The organism is Paenibacillus sp. FSL H8-0315 (assembly GCF_038005365.1).
Taxonomy (GTDB): Bacteria; Bacillota; Bacilli; order Paenibacillales; family Paenibacillaceae; genus Paenibacillus_AQ; species Paenibacillus_AQ odorifer.
In genome coordinates this window covers 2,694,831-2,710,690 of the sequence record NZ_JBBOTA010000001.1, presented here as the reverse complement: position 1 = coordinate 2,710,690, position 15,860 = coordinate 2,694,831, and the positions used below count along the sequence as shown (strand labels likewise).

Genomic DNA, 15,860 nt, shown 5'->3' with positions numbered 1-15,860 from the left:
AAAATAGGAGAAGTGAACATGGAAGAAGAATTGAAGACTGAAGAGGAAATATTGGCAGGGAAGCATTCTGTGCTTGAAGCGCTTCGTGCTGGTCGTACATTAAATAAAATTTGGATTGCAGAGACAGCCCAGAAGCATCTGACAGCACCCATCGTTGCCGAAGCCCGGAAATCGGGAATTGTCATTCAGCATGTGGACAAGCGTAAGCTGGATCAACTGGCACCAGGCGTGCAGCATCAAGGGGTGGTTGCACAAGCAGCACCATTTGCCTATGTTGAAGTGGATGATCTGTTAGCTATAGCAGAAGCCAAAGGAGAACCGGCATTCCTTATATTGCTTGATGAAATTGAAGATCCTCATAACCTGGGCTCGATTCTACGGACGGCGGATTGTACTGGAGTACATGGGGTAATCGTACCTAAACGCCGTTCGGCTCAGATAACTGCGACCGTGTCCAAAACATCCGCGGGTGCTGTGGAGTATGTTCCGGTTGCCCGGGTTACAAACCTGGGTCAGACCATTGACCGTCTAAAAGAGCAGGGAGTCTGGGTAGTAGGAACAGACGTGGATACCGATCAGAATCTATACCAATCCGATATTTTCACGGGTCCGGTAGCTGTTGTAATTGGCAATGAGAATAAAGGAATGGGACGCCTGATTCGTGAAAAATGTGATGTACTTCTTAAGCTGCCGATGGCCGGAAAGATCAATTCATTAAATGCCTCTGTCGCCGCAGGAGTCATTATGTATGAAGTGATACGCCGCCGGCAACAGCAGGGATAGCTATGGCCGACTGGCGCGATGTGCTGCTTGTGGATGGATATAACATGATCGGTGGCTGGCCGGAACTTGTGGCACTGTCCCAGATTGGTATGCAGGAAGCACGCGACCGCTTGATGGATTTGCTGGCAGATTACCAGGCTTTCTCTGGACGAAGAGTTATTGCTGTTTTTGATGCATACCGTGTTCCGGGGTTGGGAAGGTCTTTTGTCCAGGGTAAGGTCCAGGTGTACTTCACCAAGGAAAAAGAAACCGCAGATGAATGCATTGAGCGACTGGTTGGGGAATATAGCAATCGGCGCCGGCAGATCTATGTGGCTACGAGTGATTTTATAGAGCAGCATATTATTTTTGCACAAGGTGCATTGCGAATTTCGGCAAGGGAATTGCATCTGGAAATTGAAGAGAATCAGAAACAAGTAAAAAAAGCTATTGAACCTGGCGGTGTCAGTTCTACTCGTCATTCTTTGGAAGACAAACTGCCTCCCGATGTGCGCAGTAAGTTGGAAAAATGGCGCAGACAGTGAGATCGAGGAAGAATCAGGAAATATTTTATTCCAATTTATGCTATTCTAGATTGATTTTGGACAAACTCCGGTTGACGGTGGAAGGTAACATAATATATACTGATCCTATATTTCGCGAAGTAACGATGTGTCTTGCGTTGCAGCCGGGGGGATTCTTGGTGAGTGTCGACCTCAAGGAAATAATGCTGTCTGAGTATGATTTCATAAGTGATGAAGATATTGTCGAGGCTTTCCGTGGTGGCGACAGTGGCGCATTAGAACACTTGATTAATAAATACCGTAACTTTGTACGTGCTAAAGCCCGCTCTTATTTCTTGATCGGGGCAGACCGTGAAGATATTGTACAAGAAGGAATGATTGGTCTATACAAGGCTATTCGTGACTTTAAAGGTGACAAGCTCTCTTCATTCAAGGCTTTTGCTGAGCTCTGCATTACACGACAGATTATAACGGCTATTAAGACGGCCACTCGTCAGAAACATATTCCGCTGAACTCTTATGTTTCCTTGGACAAGCCCATTTATGACGAAGATTCTGATAGAACACTTATGGATGTCATTTGTGGAACACAGGTTCTAGATCCAGAAGAGCTAATTATTAATCAAGAAGAATTCATTGGTCTTGAAGATAAGATGGCGGAGATTCTAAGTGATTTGGAGCGCAAGGTTCTGATGTTGTATTTAGACGGAAGATCCTATCAAGAGATTGCTGAAGATCTTAAACGGCATGTAAAGTCTATTGATAACGCTCTACAACGAGTAAAAAGGAAATTAGAAAGATATCTAGAAGTACGTGACAATTGATGATATAATGAACAAGAGAGGGCTCGGACATCGAGTTCTTTTTTTTAGTCTTTTTGAAATCACTCGGATAGAATTAGGTGCTTGCACCATAAATTACTATTTGAGCCGATTTTAGTCGTTGCCGTTGAAGGTAGGTTTATACACAGACGGAATACCCCATAATGGTAAGGAAGACAGCGAAGTGTGAGGAAGAGATAGACCCAAAGACAGGGTACGGCCATATGACTACTAAACCCGGAATTACCCAGTGCAGAACGGAATTCTTTCGTTGACACAGACCTTGACATTATGCTAAAGTGTTTTAGGTAGGCCTAAATTCGCGGCTTTTTTTTAGGATCAATATTTGCGTCTTCTAATGTGAATTAGAAGGACGTCTCGGGAGGTGCACATCATGCGGGTAATTATCACTTTGGCTTGTACAAGTTGCAAACAAAGAAACTATGCGACTACCAAAAACAAGCGAAATCACCCCGACCGCATGGAGATGAAGAAATTTTGCAAGTATTGTAACTCGCAAACTCCTCATCGCGAAACCAGATAGTCTGTGGAGGTGTAGTCGGCATGAAACGTAGTTTCAAGTCTATGTTTTCCTTTTTCACTGAGAGCTGGAGTGAACTCAAAAAGGTTCGCTGGCCAAGTCGTAAAGAATTGACCAACTATACATTGATCGTTCTCGGTACGATTGTAGTTGTCGCTATTTACTTCTGGGTTCTGGACATCGGTATTTCCGCTGTGATTGAAGCGATTATTTAGAGAGGTCCCAGGTGGCTTGATATGGAAAAAAGATGGTATGTCGTTCATACCTATTCTGGGTATGAGAATAAGGTCAAAGCCAATTTGGAAAAGCGCGTTGAGTCCATGGGCATGGAAGACAAAATATTCCGCGTTCTTGTTCCTATGGAAGAAGAAATCGTAAACAAAGACGGTAAGAAAAAAACCGTTATGCGTAAAGTTTACCCCGGATATGTTTTGGTGGAAATGGTTCAGACTGATGATTCCTGGTATGTTGTCCGCAATACTCCGGGCGTTACTGGATTTGTTGGTTCGACAGGCTCAGGGTCTAAACCAACAGCTTTGCTTCCGGAAGAGGTAGAACAAATTCTGAAGCATATGGGCATGGTTGAACCTAAAGCGAAGATTGATTTCGAAATCAAGGAATCCGTACGTATTATGGTTGGTCCGTTTGCGAATTTTGTGGGCTCCGTGGAAGAAATTTTGGCTGACAAGAGCAAGATCAAAGTGCATGTTAACATGTTTGGACGGGAAACCCCGCTAGAGTTGGATTTCACTCAAGTGGAGAAAATATAACATAAGCTAGGGTTTCTTGTGGGAGAGCGCTATTGGCGTTCGAAGACCACTATTTTTGCAAGGAGGTGTCACTCATGGCTAAAAAAGTTATTAAAATGGTGAAACTGCAGATTCCTGCAGGGAAAGCGAATCCAGCGCCTCCAGTAGGTCCGGCGTTAGGTCAAGCAGGTGTCAACATCATGGCATTCTGTAAGGAATTTAATGCTCGTACTGCCGACCAGGCTGGCTTGATCATTCCGGTTGAAATTACAGTATTTGAAGACCGTTCCTTTACTTTCATCACTAAAACTCCTCCGGCTGCTGTTCTGCTTCGCATCGCTGCTAAAGTAGAAAAAGGATCCGGCGAACCAAACAAGAAAAAAGTAGCAAAAATCGGCCGCGCTGCGGTACGTGAAATTGCTGAAACAAAAATGCCTGACCTTAACGCTGCAACTGTTGAAGCTGCAATGCGTATGGTTGAAGGTACTGCCCGCAGTATGGGTATCACAATCGAAGACTAGTAGTTTTCGAAGAATCGGTCATTCGTGACCCGCAAGTATGTGGGAGGAATTTCCGCTAACACCACAAAGGAGGAACATTTTCATGGCTAAACATGGTAAGAAATACCAAGAAGCTGCTAAGCTGATCAACAGCGAAGCAACTTACGAGCCTTCAGAAGCTGTAGAGCTTGTGAAAAAGGCAGCGACTGCTAAGTTCGACGAAACCGTTGAAGCAGCAGTTCGTCTGGGTGTAGACCCACGTAAACAAGACCAAGCAGTTCGTGGTGTTGTTGTCCTGCCTCACGGCACTGGTAAAACACAACGCGTGCTTGTATTTGCAAAAGGTGAAAAAGCGAAAGAGGCTGAAGCTGCTGGCGCTGATTTTGTTGGTGATCAAGACATGATCAACAAAATTCAACAAGGCTGGTTTGAATTTGATGTCTGCGTAGCTACACCTGATATGATGAGTGAAGTCGGTAAACTGGGTCGTCTGCTTGGTGGTAAAGGTCTTATGCCTAACCCTAAAGCTGGCACAGTTACATTCGATGTTTCCAAGGCTGTGCAAGAAATCAAAGCCGGTAAAATCGAATACCGTCTCGACAAAGCAGGTCAAATTCACGCGCCAATCGGCAAAGTGTCCTTTGATGCTGCACAATTGAACGATAACCTTAAAGCTCTTATCGACGCTTTGAACCGTGCGAAACCAGCTGCTGCTAAAGGTGTATACCTTAAAGGCATCTCGATTTCTTCCACAATGGGACCTAGCGCTCGTGTGAACACAACCGTCTTCAGATAATTAAGGGTTGACTCTTTGAGTCAATTTTGATAATCTATAACAGTTGTGAAACTTAAGGTATCAATCTTAACCTTGAATATGCTTACCGTAGACAGTAGGTGCCTTAGTGCTTAATTTCCTACCGAGGTGTTGTGATAGAAACAAGAAGTAACGAGCTCGCTCGTATAACTTTCGTTTTATCAAGCCTTCGTGATTCTGCGGAGGCTTTTCTACTGCCTGCGTAGGAGCGGTGAAGCTTTCCTTGGAAAGAACGCCGACACATAAATTTTCAGGAGGTGTATACATTGGCAAATGCAAAAGTAATTCAAGCAAAACAAGACGCGGTTGACGTCGTTACTGCAAAACTGCAAAACAGTCTTTCGACTGTTGTAGCTGACTACCGTGGATTGAACGTTTCCCAAGTGACTGAACTGCGTAAGCAACTTCGTGAAGCTGGCGTTGAGTTTCAAGTCCTGAAGAACACATTGCTGCGTCGCGCAACTGCTGCGGCTGAGTTGAGTGAATTGGATGAAGTTTTGACTGGTCCAACAGCTATCGCATTCAGCACAACTGATGCAGTAGCACCAGCTAAAATTTTGAACGATTTCGCCAAGAAAAACGACGCTTTGAAATTGAAAGGCGGCGTAGTTGAAGGTCGTGTCATTGACGCGGAACAACTGAAAGCACTGGCTGAGCTTCCATCCCGCGATGGTTTGCTGTCCATGCTGCTTAGCGTACTTCAAGCTCCAATGCGCAACTTCGCGCTTGCAGTTAAAGCTGTTGCTGAAAAAGAAGAACAAAGCGCGTAAGCCTTTGACTCTTGCAGCATAATCAATACCACAAATAAATTTAAATATAAAATGGAGGTTCAATCATGAGTAAAGAAGCAATCTTGGAAGCAATTAAAGGCATGAGCGTATTGGAACTGAACGACCTGGTTAAAGCAATTGAAGAAGAATTCGGCGTAACTGCAGCAGCTCCAGTAGCAGCTGGCGGTGCAGTAGCAGCAGTAGCTGAAGAGCAATCCGAATTTGACGTAATTTTGACAGGCGCTGGCGCTTCCAAAATCAACGTTATCAAAATCGTTCGCGAAATCACTGGTCTTGGCTTGAAAGAAGCTAAAGATCTTGTAGACAACGCACCAAAAGCAATCAAAGAAAAAGTAAGCAAAGACGAAGCCGAAGCTACTAAAGCAAAATTGGAAGAAGCAGGCGCAGCTGTAGAAGTGAAGTAATTCCTTCTATTACTGAAAACCCCTTGAACTTGTTCAAGGGGTTTGTTTTATAAATAGAGTTAGTAGGGCGTATATACCAACTGCTAACATAATAGGAAAGGGAGGAAAGAGATGTCGCAACATTATTATTCGCAGCAGCCGGAAGTGCGTCATGACAGACGTAGCATTGATACCGTACTAAGAGGCAAAAGCTTTCGTTTTACGAGCGATGCCGGTGTATTCTCTAAAGGGGACATCGATTACGGTAGCCGAGTTCTTATTGAAGCTATGATAATTCCGGACGGTTCAGTGGTGCTTGATGTAGGTTGTGGTTATGGGCCGATTGGATTAAGTGCAGCATACCTAGCTCCCAAAGGACATGTAACCATGATTGATATTAACAGTCGTGCGGTAGAACTGGCGCGTGAGAATGCTCAGCACAATGGAATCCGGAATGTTACGATAATGGAAAGCGATGTGCTCGGCGCATTGAATGAGCAGCAGAAGTTCGATGTGATTCTAACTAATCCTCCGATTCGTGCAGGAAAAGCTGTAGTGCATAAGATTTTTGAAGATGCGTATGAACATTTAAATGAGGGTGGCTATCTGTGGATTGTGATTCAGAAGAAGCAGGGCGCTCCATCCGCAGTGGCAAAACTAGAAAGCTTGTTCTCAATGGTGGAAGAAGTGGGGAAAGACAAAGGCTATCGTATTATTAAAGCGCAAAAATAAAATACAATAGGTTATTGACATGTGATAGTGATAATGGTATTATTATAAAATGTCAGTATTAAGATAGGCTCCATGTCTTTAGTTTGCTGAAATGTCAAGCAATATATTGTCGCCCGGCTAGCGCATGCCGCACGGCAAGTTTTTGCGAGTTGGTTGTCTATGCTCTAACGTAGCAAATGCTGCGTGGTAATAGATAATAGCGCATAAACTATTGCTTGGTGACGTATAATATGTACGTTTTGGGCAAATCTACTTGATAAGGAGTATTTTGGTCATGGATAAATGCGCTCTTTTTTCGAAGATTTCGATAAGGGCTTTTCTTTTATTTATGACTGAATCCTTGTAGTATGGTTCCATTATACGGTTCCAAACAAGGGTTCGCAATCAATTTTTAAGTGAGTAGACATGAGGGGTGAGTAAAGTTGGCAGGACATCTTGTTCAGTATGGTCGACGCACTCGGCGGAGCTATGCGAGAATTAACGAGGTACTCGAGGTCCCGAACCTGATCGAGATCCAACAAAAATCTTATGATTGGTTTTTGGAGGAAGGATTGCGGGAAATGTTTCAGGACATCTCGCCGATCCAGGATTTCACAGGTAATTTGGTACTAGAGTTCATTGATTACAGCCTGGGTGAACCGAAATATACGGTTGACGACGCTAAAGAGCGGGACGTAACGTATGCGGCTCCTCTGCGTGTAAAGGTGCGGCTCATTAATAAAGAGACCGGTGAGGTTAAAGAGCAGGAAGTGTTCATGGGAGATTTCCCGCTGATGACGGAGACCGGCACTTTTATTATTAATGGTGCGGAACGGGTTATTGTCAGCCAGTTGGTTCGCTCTCCAAGCGTCTATTTCAGCACAAAAGTGGATAAGAACGGCAAAAAAACCTACACCGCCACAGTAATCCCGAACCGCGGAGCCTGGTTGGAACTTGAAACCGATGCTAAGGACATTATGTATGTTCGTATCGATCGGACTCGTAAAATTCCTGTTACCGTACTTTTGCGTGCTCTCGGTTTCGGTAGTGATGCCGAAATTCTGGAATTGCTTGGCAATGATGAATATATTCGCAATACGCTGGATAAAGACAACACGGACTCCACGGAGAAGGCGCTTATTGAAATTTATGAGCGTTTGCGTCCGGGCGAACCGCCGACACTAGACAATGCCAAAAGTTTGCTGGTTGCGCGTTTCTTTGATCCAAAACGCTACGACCTAGCTAATGTAGGCCGTTACAAAATCAATAAAAAGCTACACATTAAGAACCGTCTTTTCAATCAACGTCTTGCTCAGCCTTTGGTTGACGACTCTACTGGAGAAATCCTGGCAGAATCCGGCCAAATGGTCGATCGTAGACTGCTTGATGAATTGATTCCATATTTCGAAAAGAATGTTGCCTTTAAAAACTACCGTGTTACTGGTGGAGTTATGGACAGCGAAGATATTCCTCTTCAAACAATTGACGTATTCTCGCCAATTGAAGAAGGCCGGGTTATTAAGCTGATCGCTAACGGCAATATCGACAAATCTGTTAAGCATATTACTCAAGCTGATATTATATCCTCAATCAGCTACTTTATTAATTTGCTTCACGGAATTGGCAATACCGATGATATTGACCACTTGGGTAACCGTCGTCTGCGTTCTGTAGGTGAACTCTTGCAGAATCAGTTCCGTATCGGTTTGTCCCGGATGGAACGTGTTGTACGTGAAAGAATGTCGATTCAGGATGCTAATGCGATTACGCCTCAGGCTCTGATCAATATTCGTCCGGTCATCGCGTCTATTAAAGAGTTCTTCGGTAGCTCCCAGCTGTCTCAATTTATGGATCAGACGAACCCGCTTGCGGAACTTACGCATAAACGTCGTCTGTCCGCCCTCGGACCTGGTGGTTTGACACGTGAACGCGCGGGCTTTGAAGTTCGTGACGTCCATCACAGTCACTACGGTCGGATGTGTCCAATTGAAACGCCGGAAGGTCCAAACATCGGGTTGATCAACTCCTTGTCTACCTTTGCCCGCATCAATGAATACGGCTTTATTGAAGCTCCGTATCGTTGGGTGGATCCGAAGACTGGTAAGGTGACTGAGCAAATTGACTATCTGACTGCTGATGAGGAAGATAATTATGTAGTTGCTCAGGCTAACGTGTTGATCGAAGAAGATGGCACCTTTAAAGAAGACATGGTAATCGTTCGTTACAACAAAGACTCAGACAACATTACAACGATGCCAAGTAATCGTGTCGATTACATGGACGTTTCGCCTAAACAGGTTGTATCTGTCGCTACGGCGCTCATTCCGTTCCTTGAGAACGATGACTCCAACCGTGCACTGATGGGATCTAACATGCAACGTCAAGCTGTTCCGCTTCTAATTCCAAAAGCTCCGCTGGTCGGAACAGGGATGGAACATAAATCCGCTAAGGATTCTGGCGTATGTATCGTTTCCAAGTATGACGGTATTATCGAACGTTCTTCAGCTAATGAAATTTGGCTGCGTCGCGTTGAGACTGTCGAAGGCAAGGAAGTTAAAGGCGATATCGTTAAATATAAATTACACAAATTTATGCGTTCTAACCAAGGTACCTGTATTAACCAACGTCCTCTAGCTAAAAGAGGGGACATTGTTAAGAAGGGTGATATCCTGGCAGACGGTCCTTCCACAGAAATGGGCGAACTTGCTCTTGGCCGTAACGTAGTCGTTGCGTTCATGACTTGGGAAGGTTACAACTACGAGGATGCGATCCTGTTAAGTGAAAAGCTGGTTAAGGAAGATGTATATACTTCGATTCATATCGAAGAATACGAATCTGAAGCTCGCGACACTAAATTGGGACCTGAAGAAATTACGCGCGATATTCCGAACGTCGGCGAAGAAGCTCTGCGCAATCTTGATGAGCGCGGAATCATCCGCATCGGTGCGGAAATCAGCGCTGGTGACATTCTGGTGGGTAAGGTTACTCCTAAGGGTGTAACTGAACTGACAGCAGAAGAACGTCTCCTGCACGCTATCTTTGGTGAGAAAGCTCGTGAAGTACGGGATACCTCTTTACGCGTTCCTCATGGTAGTGATGGTATTATCGTGGACGTTAAAGTCTTTACACGTGAGAACGGCGATGAGCTGCCTCCTGGTGTAAATCAATTGGTTCGTGTCTACATCGCTCAGAAACGTAAGATCTCTGAGGGAGACAAGATGGCCGGACGTCACGGTAACAAGGGTGTCGTTGCCCGTATCCTGCCAGAAGAAGATATGCCGTTCCTTCCGGACGGTACGCCAGTACAGGTTGTTCTTAACCCTCTGGGCGTTCCTTCTCGTATGAACATCGGACAGGTGCTTGAGGTCCATATTGGTATGGCCGCATTGCGTCTGGGAATTCACATTGCAACGCCGGTATTCGACGGAGCGCGTGAGTACGACGTGTTTGATACGATGGAAGAAGCAGGTATGCAGCGTAATGGTAAAACCGTGCTGTATGATGGCCGTACAGGTGAACGCTTCGAACGTGAAGTTACTGTTGGTGTCATGCACATGATCAAACTGGCGCACATGGTTGATGATAAGATTCACGCCCGTTCAACAGGACCTTACTCACTAGTTACGCAGCAACCATTGGGTGGTAAAGCTCAATTTGGTGGACAGCGTTTCGGGGAGATGGAAGTGTGGGCGCTTGAAGCTTACGGTGCTGCATATACATTGCAAGAAATTTTGACCGTGAAATCCGATGACGTAGTTGGTCGCGTGAAGACGTACGAATCTATTGTCAAAGGTGAAAATGTACCGGAACCAGGTGTTCCTGAGTCGTTCAAGGTATTGATCAAAGAACTGCAGTCCCTGGGTATGGATGTTAAGATTCTTAGCGGTGACGAGCAGGAAATTGAAATGAGAGAATTGGACGATGAGGACGAGACGTCAGGCGACAAACTAAGCCTCAATTTAGAAGGTTCAGAAGTCGGAGTAGAATAATCAAGCTGGAGCTTAAAAGTTCCATTTTATAAAGGACCGCACGCCCTCTTTTGATGTAACAGTCAGAAGAGGGCAAAGCGGTACTAAATCAGGATTAGGTTAAGGAGGGTTGCTCCTTGTTGGACGTTAACAATTTTGAATTTATGAAAATCGGACTCGCTTCTCCGGAGAAGATTCGTTCATGGTCCCGCGGAGAAGTTAAGAAACCGGAAACCATTAACTATCGTACGTTGAAACCGGAAAAAGAGGGTCTTTTCTGTGAGCGTATCTTTGGACCACAAAAAGACTGGGAATGTCATTGCGGTAAATACAAACGTGTCCGTTATAAGGGCGTAGTCTGCGACCGTTGTGGCGTTGAGGTTACCCGTGCTAAAGTTCGTCGTGAACGTATGGGTCACATTGAATTGGCCGCTCCGGTATCTCATATCTGGTATTTCAAAGGTATCCCAAGCCGCATGGGGCTTGCACTAGATATGTCTCCAAGATCACTTGAAGAAATTATCTATTTCGCATCTTATGTTGTAACGGATCCAGGTGAAACTCCACTGGAAAAGAAACAACTTCTGTCCGAGAAAGAATATCGTAGCTACCGTGAAAAATACGGTTATGGTTTCCAAGCCGGCATGGGTGCTGAAGCTGTTAAAAAGCTTCTTCAAGATATCGACATTGATAAAGAGCTGGAATTCCTCAAAGAAGAACTGCGTACGGCCCAAGGCCAACGCCGTAACCGGGCGATCAAACGTCTGGAAGTCATTGAAGCGTTCCGTAACTCCGGCAACAAGCCTGATTGGATGATCATGGATGTTCTTCCGGTTATTCCTCCGGAGCTTCGTCCGATGGTTCAGTTGGATGGTGGCCGTTTTGCTACGTCTGATTTGAATGATCTCTATCGCCGTGTTATTAACCGGAACAACCGTCTGAAAAGACTGCTTGATCTCGGTGCTCCTGACATTATCGTGCAGAACGAAAAACGGATGCTCCAGGAAGCTGTCGATGCTCTCATCGATAACGGCCGTCGGGGACGTCCGGTAACCGGTCCTGGTAACCGTCCGCTTAAATCGCTCAGCCATATGCTGAAAGGTAAACAAGGACGTTTCCGCCAGAACTTGCTCGGTAAACGGGTTGACTACTCTGGACGTTCCGTTATCGTAGTAGGACCGTACCTTAAGATGTATCAGTGCGGACTTCCTAAGAAAATGGCGTTAGAATTGTTCAAGCCTTTTGTTATGAAAGAATTGGTCAATAAGGGTCTTGCCCACAACATAAAGAGCGCGAAACGTAAAGTTGAACGCGTAAGTCCTGAAGTTTGGGATGTACTCGAAGAAGTAATTAGAGAACACCCAGTACTTCTAAACCGCGCACCAACACTTCACCGTCTCGGTATTCAAGCATTTGAACCGATCTTGGTGGAAGGTCACGCTATTCGTCTTCACCCACTCGTATGTACGGCGTACAATGCCGACTTTGACGGTGACCAAATGGCGGTGCACGTTCCTCTGTCTGCAGAAGCTCAAGCGGAAGCACGCATTCTTATGCTTGCATCTGGTAATATCTTGAACCCTAAAGACGGTAAGCCAGTTGTAACACCTTCCCAGGATATGGTCCTTGGTACTTTCTACTTGACCATGGATAACAAGGAAGAAAAGGGTAGTGGTATGATTCTGCGTACCGTTAACGAAGCTGTATCAGCTTACCAACGCGGAACTGCAGGACTTCATGCTCGTGTTGCTATTCCGGCTAAAGCACTTGGCAAAACATGCTTTACGGAAGAACAACAAAATGCAATGTTGATTACTACGGTCGGTAAGATCATTTTTAATGAAATCTACCCAAGTAGTTTCCCTTATATCAACGAAGCAACCAAAACTAACTTGCTGCACGGCACACCAGAGAAATACTTTATCTACGAAAAAGGCGCGAACATTCGCGAGCTGATTGAATCCGCTCCAGAAGCCAGTGCTGTAGGTAAAGAATATCTGGGTCTGATTATTGCTCGTTGTTTTGAAACTTATCACACAACCAAAACTTCTATGATTTTGGATAAAATTAAACAACTCGGATTCACTTACTCCACACGTTCTGGTGTTACAGTTGCCGTGTCGGACGTTATTGTCCCTGAGGAGAAAGTTACCATCCTGAAAGAGTCTGAAGCTAAGGTTGATGTGGTTGCTAACCAATATCGCCGTGGTTTGATCACCAATGACGAACGGTATGACCGTGTTATTGAGATCTGGTCGAAGACTAAGGATGATCTTACGAACATCCTGCTTAAGTCGATGGACCGTTTCAACTCTATCATGCTCATGGTTGACTCTAAAGCGCGTGGTAACAAATCGCAGATCACTCAGCTGGGTGGTATGCGTGGTCTGATGGCAACACCTTCAGGTCGGATTTTCGAATTGCCAATCAAGGCGAACTTCCGTGAAGGTCTTACCGTCTTGGAGTACTTTATCTCCACTCACGGAGCGCGTAAAGGTCTTGCCGATACCGCACTTCGTACCGCTGACTCAGGGTATCTGACTCGTCGTCTTGTTGACGTTGCCCAGGACGTTATTGTCCGTGAAGAAGATTGTGGAACCGATAAAGGCTTCACAGTTAGTCGTATTCAGGATGGTAAAGAAGTTATCGAAGATCTGTATGACCGTATTGAAGGTCGTTACTGCTTCGAAACTGTTCGTCACCCAGAAACAGGCGAAATCATTGTTCACCGCAATGATTTGATTGACTCCGATAAAGCGGAGGCAATTGTAAACGCAGGTGTAACTAAGCTGCAAATTCGTTCTGTACTGAGCTGCCGTGCCCGTCATGGTGTTTGTAAGAAATGTTACGGACGTAACTTGGCAACTGGTAAACACGTTGAGATTGGTGAAGCAGTTGGTATTATTGCCGCACAATCTATCGGTGAACCAGGAACCCAGCTTACAATGCGTACGTTCCATACCGGCGGTGTTGCCGGTGATGACATCACTCAAGGTTTGCCGCGTATTCAGGAGTTGTTTGAAGCTCGTAACCCTAAAGGTCAAGCTACAATCAGTGAGATCGATGGCGTAATCAAGGAAATCCGTGAAACCAAAGACCGTCGCGAAATCGAGGTTCAAGGTGAAGCAGAATCCAAGACTTATTCCATTACTTATGGTTCACGTCTACGTGTTAGCGAAGGCCAAGAAATCGAAGCCGGCGATGAGCTGACAGACGGTTCGATTGACCCTAAAGAAATGCTGCGTATCAAAGGGATCCGTGGGGTACAAAACTACATTCTGCAAGAAGTACAGCGTGTATACCGTAACCAAGGCGTTGAGATCAATGATAAGCACATTGAAGTTATGATCAAGCAAATGCTTCGGAAGATCCGTATCATTGACGCAGGTGACACAAGTCTGTTGCCAGGTGCATTTGCGGATATTCATGAGTACGAAGGTGCTAACAAGGAAGCTATCTTGTCTGGTAAAGAGCCTGCTGTTGCTAAACCAGTCTTGCTCGGTATTACCAAGGCGTCTCTTGAAACTGATTCCTTCTTGTCAGCTGCATCATTCCAAGAAACTACTCGTGTCCTAACAGACGCTGCTATCAAAGGTAAAGTAGATAAGTTGCTTGGACTTAAAGAAAATGTTATTATCGGTAAGTTGATTCCTGCAGGTACTGGGATGAACCGTTACCGTAACGTTAAGCTAAGTGATCCAAATGCAGAAAGCGAACTTGAATCTTTAGAGACGGTTCCTGCTGAATAAATTAGCAATCATGGTAGTGTGCTCATGTCATACCTACTCATAGGTGTGGCATGAGTGTTCTGCTGTGTATAATTTCTATAAAAATTGTTGCTGAATTTCTTGACACCATCTATTGATAATGCTAAAATGTCTAAGGTGCGTGAGTAGCCATGTTATCCTTGTTCATTGGAGGTAAAGAGAATGACTGATGATAGAGGACTACAGGATGCTCAGGTCAAGATCGGTACCAAACAAACCGTCAAGGCGGTAGAGTTGGGCCTAGCCGCAGAAGTCTATGTGGCAGAGGACGGAGATCAAAGGCTTACTTCCAGGATAGTTTTGCTTTGTAACAAACAAGGTGTTAAGATCACATATGTGGATACGATGCTGAATTTGGGCAAGGCCTGCGGAATAGAAGTTGGCGCTGCGATGGCAGCCGTCTTAAAACAATAGCTACAGAAATGTTTTTGTACTGGGGTGAACACCAGCGGCAAGAACTTTTCATTTGTCTTTTTATGAACCGCCTGGGTCTGTGGGCTTAGAGTTCTTAAATCGACTATCATTTCAGGAAGGGGGTGGCAACAACATGCCAACAATTAACCAATTGGTTCGTAAAGGCCGTCAAGCCAAAATCGAAAAATCTAAATCTCCCGCTCTTCAAAAAGGGTATAACGCCCTCAAGCGTGAGGCTACAAATTTGAGCGCTCCGCAAAAACGCGGTGTGTGCACTCGTGTAGGCACAATGACTCCACGTAAACCAAACTCAGCGCTTCGTAAATATGCCCGTGTTCGTTTGACGAACCGTCTCGAGGTAACAGCTTATATCCCGGGTATCGGACATAACTTACAAGAGCACAGTGTTGTATTACTTCGCGGAGGTAAAGTAAAGGACCTTGCAGGGGTTCGTTACCATATCGTTCGTGGTGCTTTGGATACAGCAGGTGTAGCTAACCGGATGCAAGCTCGTTCTAAATACGGTGCAAAACGTCCTAAAGCTAAGAAGTAAGATAACAATATCTGAATAATAAACATTTAAGAAAGGGGGATATCCATGCCACGCAAAGGTCCAGTTACAAAGAGAGACGTATTGCCAGATCCGTTGTATAATAGCAAGTTGGTTACTCGTTTGATTAACCGCATTATGCTGGGTGGTAAAAGAGGTGTCGCTCAAAGCATTCTGTACAATTCATTCAAATTGATTGAAGAACGTACGGGTAAAGATCCGATGGAAGTTTTCGAAGCTGCCATCAAGAATATCATGCCGGTTTTGGAAGTCAAAGCTCGTCGTGTCGGTGGTGCTAACTATCAAGTACCTATCGAGGTTAAACCAGAGAGACGTACTGCTCTGGGATTACGTTGGCTCGTAAACTACTCTCGCAACCGCGGTGAGAAGACTATGGAAGAGCGTTTGGCGGCTGAGATCATCGACGCTTCCAACAACACAGGCGCTTCTGTTAAGAAACGTGAAGATACACACAAAATGGCTGAAGCAAACAAAGCGTTCGCTCACTACCGTTGGTAGGATAAAGGTCATTCAAATAACTTATATTTTGAAGGGAGATCCATTT

At 45.0% G+C, this 15,860-nt stretch carries 16 protein-coding genes and 1 other annotated feature; all 16 genes read left to right on the top strand.

Annotated elements, in window-relative coordinates:
* The first annotated feature begins 18 nt into the window (after nucleotides 1-18).
* The 16 genes from rlmB to rpsG all read left to right on the top strand — a co-directional run bounded on the left by rlmB (nucleotide 19) and on the right by rpsG (nucleotide 15,814).
* The gene (gene rlmB, locus MHB56_RS11885) at nucleotides 19-783 is read left to right on the top strand and encodes a 23S rRNA (guanosine(2251)-2'-O)-methyltransferase RlmB (RefSeq protein WP_341143604.1); all 765 of its coding nucleotides are present in this window, start codon (nucleotides 19-21) and stop codon (nucleotides 781-783) included.
* Nucleotides 784-785: 2 nt separating this feature from the next.
* Nucleotides 786-1,307: an NYN domain-containing protein gene (locus MHB56_RS11880; protein WP_036680494.1), complete on the top strand. Its 522-nt coding sequence runs from the start codon at nucleotides 786-788 to the stop codon at nucleotides 1,305-1,307.
* Nucleotides 1,308-1,465: 158 nt separating this feature from the next.
* Nucleotides 1,466-2,110 (top strand): RNA polymerase sporulation sigma factor SigH, encoded by a 645-nt coding sequence (gene sigH / locus MHB56_RS11875; protein WP_036680496.1) that lies wholly within the window; start codon nucleotides 1,466-1,468, stop codon nucleotides 2,108-2,110.
* A gap of 391 nt (nucleotides 2,111-2,501) precedes the next feature.
* Complete coding sequence (gene rpmG, locus MHB56_RS11870; RefSeq protein ID WP_076099620.1) at nucleotides 2,502-2,651, top strand: 50S ribosomal protein L33; 150 nt, start codon at nucleotides 2,502-2,504, stop codon at nucleotides 2,649-2,651.
* A gap of 20 nt (nucleotides 2,652-2,671) precedes the next feature.
* Complete coding sequence (gene secE, locus MHB56_RS11865) at nucleotides 2,672-2,863, top strand: preprotein translocase subunit SecE (RefSeq protein WP_036680497.1); 192 nt, start codon at nucleotides 2,672-2,674, stop codon at nucleotides 2,861-2,863.
* Nucleotides 2,864-2,884: 21 nt separating this feature from the next.
* On the top strand, nucleotides 2,885-3,418 hold the full coding sequence (nusG, locus tag MHB56_RS11860; RefSeq protein WP_036680499.1) for a transcription termination/antitermination protein NusG: 534 nt from the start codon (nucleotides 2,885-2,887) through the stop codon (nucleotides 3,416-3,418).
* 74 nt (nucleotides 3,419-3,492) lie between these two features.
* Nucleotides 3,493-3,918: a 50S ribosomal protein L11 gene (gene rplK, locus MHB56_RS11855; protein ID WP_036680502.1), complete on the top strand. Its 426-nt coding sequence runs from the start codon at nucleotides 3,493-3,495 to the stop codon at nucleotides 3,916-3,918.
* A gap of 82 nt (nucleotides 3,919-4,000) precedes the next feature.
* Nucleotides 4,001-4,693: a 50S ribosomal protein L1 gene (rplA, locus tag MHB56_RS11850; protein ID WP_036680504.1), complete on the top strand. Its 693-nt coding sequence runs from the start codon at nucleotides 4,001-4,003 to the stop codon at nucleotides 4,691-4,693.
* A gap of 67 nt (nucleotides 4,694-4,760) precedes the next feature.
* Nucleotides 4,761-4,913: a sequence feature (ribosomal protein L10 leader region), on the top strand.
* A 64-nt stretch (nucleotides 4,914-4,977) separates the two neighbouring features.
* Nucleotides 4,978-5,481 (top strand): 50S ribosomal protein L10, encoded by a 504-nt coding sequence (gene rplJ / locus MHB56_RS11845; protein WP_076099619.1) that lies wholly within the window; start codon nucleotides 4,978-4,980, stop codon nucleotides 5,479-5,481.
* Between the two features lie 65 nt (nucleotides 5,482-5,546).
* Nucleotides 5,547-5,906: a 50S ribosomal protein L7/L12 gene (gene rplL, locus MHB56_RS11840; RefSeq protein WP_036680508.1), complete on the top strand. Its 360-nt coding sequence runs from the start codon at nucleotides 5,547-5,549 to the stop codon at nucleotides 5,904-5,906.
* A 111-nt stretch (nucleotides 5,907-6,017) separates the two neighbouring features.
* Nucleotides 6,018-6,617, top strand: a complete 600-nt coding sequence (locus MHB56_RS11835; RefSeq protein WP_341143603.1) for a class I SAM-dependent methyltransferase — start codon at nucleotides 6,018-6,020, stop codon at nucleotides 6,615-6,617.
* A 422-nt stretch (nucleotides 6,618-7,039) separates the two neighbouring features.
* The gene (gene rpoB / locus MHB56_RS11830) at nucleotides 7,040-10,585 is read left to right on the top strand and encodes a DNA-directed RNA polymerase subunit beta (protein WP_038573461.1); all 3,546 of its coding nucleotides are present in this window, start codon (nucleotides 7,040-7,042) and stop codon (nucleotides 10,583-10,585) included.
* Nucleotides 10,586-10,701: 116 nt separating this feature from the next.
* Complete coding sequence (gene rpoC, locus MHB56_RS11825; RefSeq protein WP_076130019.1) at nucleotides 10,702-14,313, top strand: DNA-directed RNA polymerase subunit beta'; 3,612 nt, start codon at nucleotides 10,702-10,704, stop codon at nucleotides 14,311-14,313.
* 180 nt (nucleotides 14,314-14,493) lie between these two features.
* A complete protein-coding gene (locus MHB56_RS11820; protein ID WP_038573459.1) occupies nucleotides 14,494-14,745 on the top strand; it encodes a ribosomal L7Ae/L30e/S12e/Gadd45 family protein in 252 nt (83 codons plus the stop codon).
* A gap of 133 nt (nucleotides 14,746-14,878) precedes the next feature.
* Complete coding sequence (rpsL, locus tag MHB56_RS11815) at nucleotides 14,879-15,298, top strand: 30S ribosomal protein S12 (protein ID WP_036680518.1); 420 nt, start codon at nucleotides 14,879-14,881, stop codon at nucleotides 15,296-15,298.
* A 45-nt stretch (nucleotides 15,299-15,343) separates the two neighbouring features.
* Nucleotides 15,344-15,814: a 30S ribosomal protein S7 gene (gene rpsG / locus MHB56_RS11810; RefSeq protein ID WP_036680520.1), complete on the top strand. Its 471-nt coding sequence runs from the start codon at nucleotides 15,344-15,346 to the stop codon at nucleotides 15,812-15,814.
* Nucleotides 15,815-15,860 lie beyond the last annotated feature (46 nt).

What these genes read in the sequence shown, in the direction of transcription:
- rlmB (WP_341143604.1), top strand. Translation starts at nt 19, where the DNA reads ATGGAAGAAGAATTGAAGACTGAAGAGGAAATATTGGCAGGGAAGCAT.
- MHB56_RS11880 (WP_036680494.1), top strand. Translation starts at nt 786, where the DNA reads ATGGCCGACTGGCGCGATGTGCTGCTTGTGGATGGATATAACATGATC.
- rpmG (WP_076099620.1), top strand. Translation starts at nt 2,502, where the DNA reads ATGCGGGTAATTATCACTTTGGCTTGTACAAGTTGCAAACAAAGAAAC.
- secE (WP_036680497.1), top strand. Translation starts at nt 2,672, where the DNA reads ATGAAACGTAGTTTCAAGTCTATGTTTTCCTTTTTCACTGAGAGCTGG.
- nusG (WP_036680499.1), top strand. Translation starts at nt 2,885, where the DNA reads ATGGAAAAAAGATGGTATGTCGTTCATACCTATTCTGGGTATGAGAAT.
- rplK (WP_036680502.1), top strand. Translation starts at nt 3,493, where the DNA reads ATGGCTAAAAAAGTTATTAAAATGGTGAAACTGCAGATTCCTGCAGGG.
- rplA (WP_036680504.1), top strand. Translation starts at nt 4,001, where the DNA reads ATGGCTAAACATGGTAAGAAATACCAAGAAGCTGCTAAGCTGATCAAC.
- rplL (WP_036680508.1), top strand. Translation starts at nt 5,547, where the DNA reads ATGAGTAAAGAAGCAATCTTGGAAGCAATTAAAGGCATGAGCGTATTG.
- MHB56_RS11835 (WP_341143603.1), top strand. Translation starts at nt 6,018, where the DNA reads ATGTCGCAACATTATTATTCGCAGCAGCCGGAAGTGCGTCATGACAGA.
- MHB56_RS11820 (WP_038573459.1), top strand. Translation starts at nt 14,494, where the DNA reads ATGACTGATGATAGAGGACTACAGGATGCTCAGGTCAAGATCGGTACC.
- rpsL (WP_036680518.1), top strand. Translation starts at nt 14,879, where the DNA reads ATGCCAACAATTAACCAATTGGTTCGTAAAGGCCGTCAAGCCAAAATC.
- rpsG (WP_036680520.1), top strand. Translation starts at nt 15,344, where the DNA reads ATGCCACGCAAAGGTCCAGTTACAAAGAGAGACGTATTGCCAGATCCG.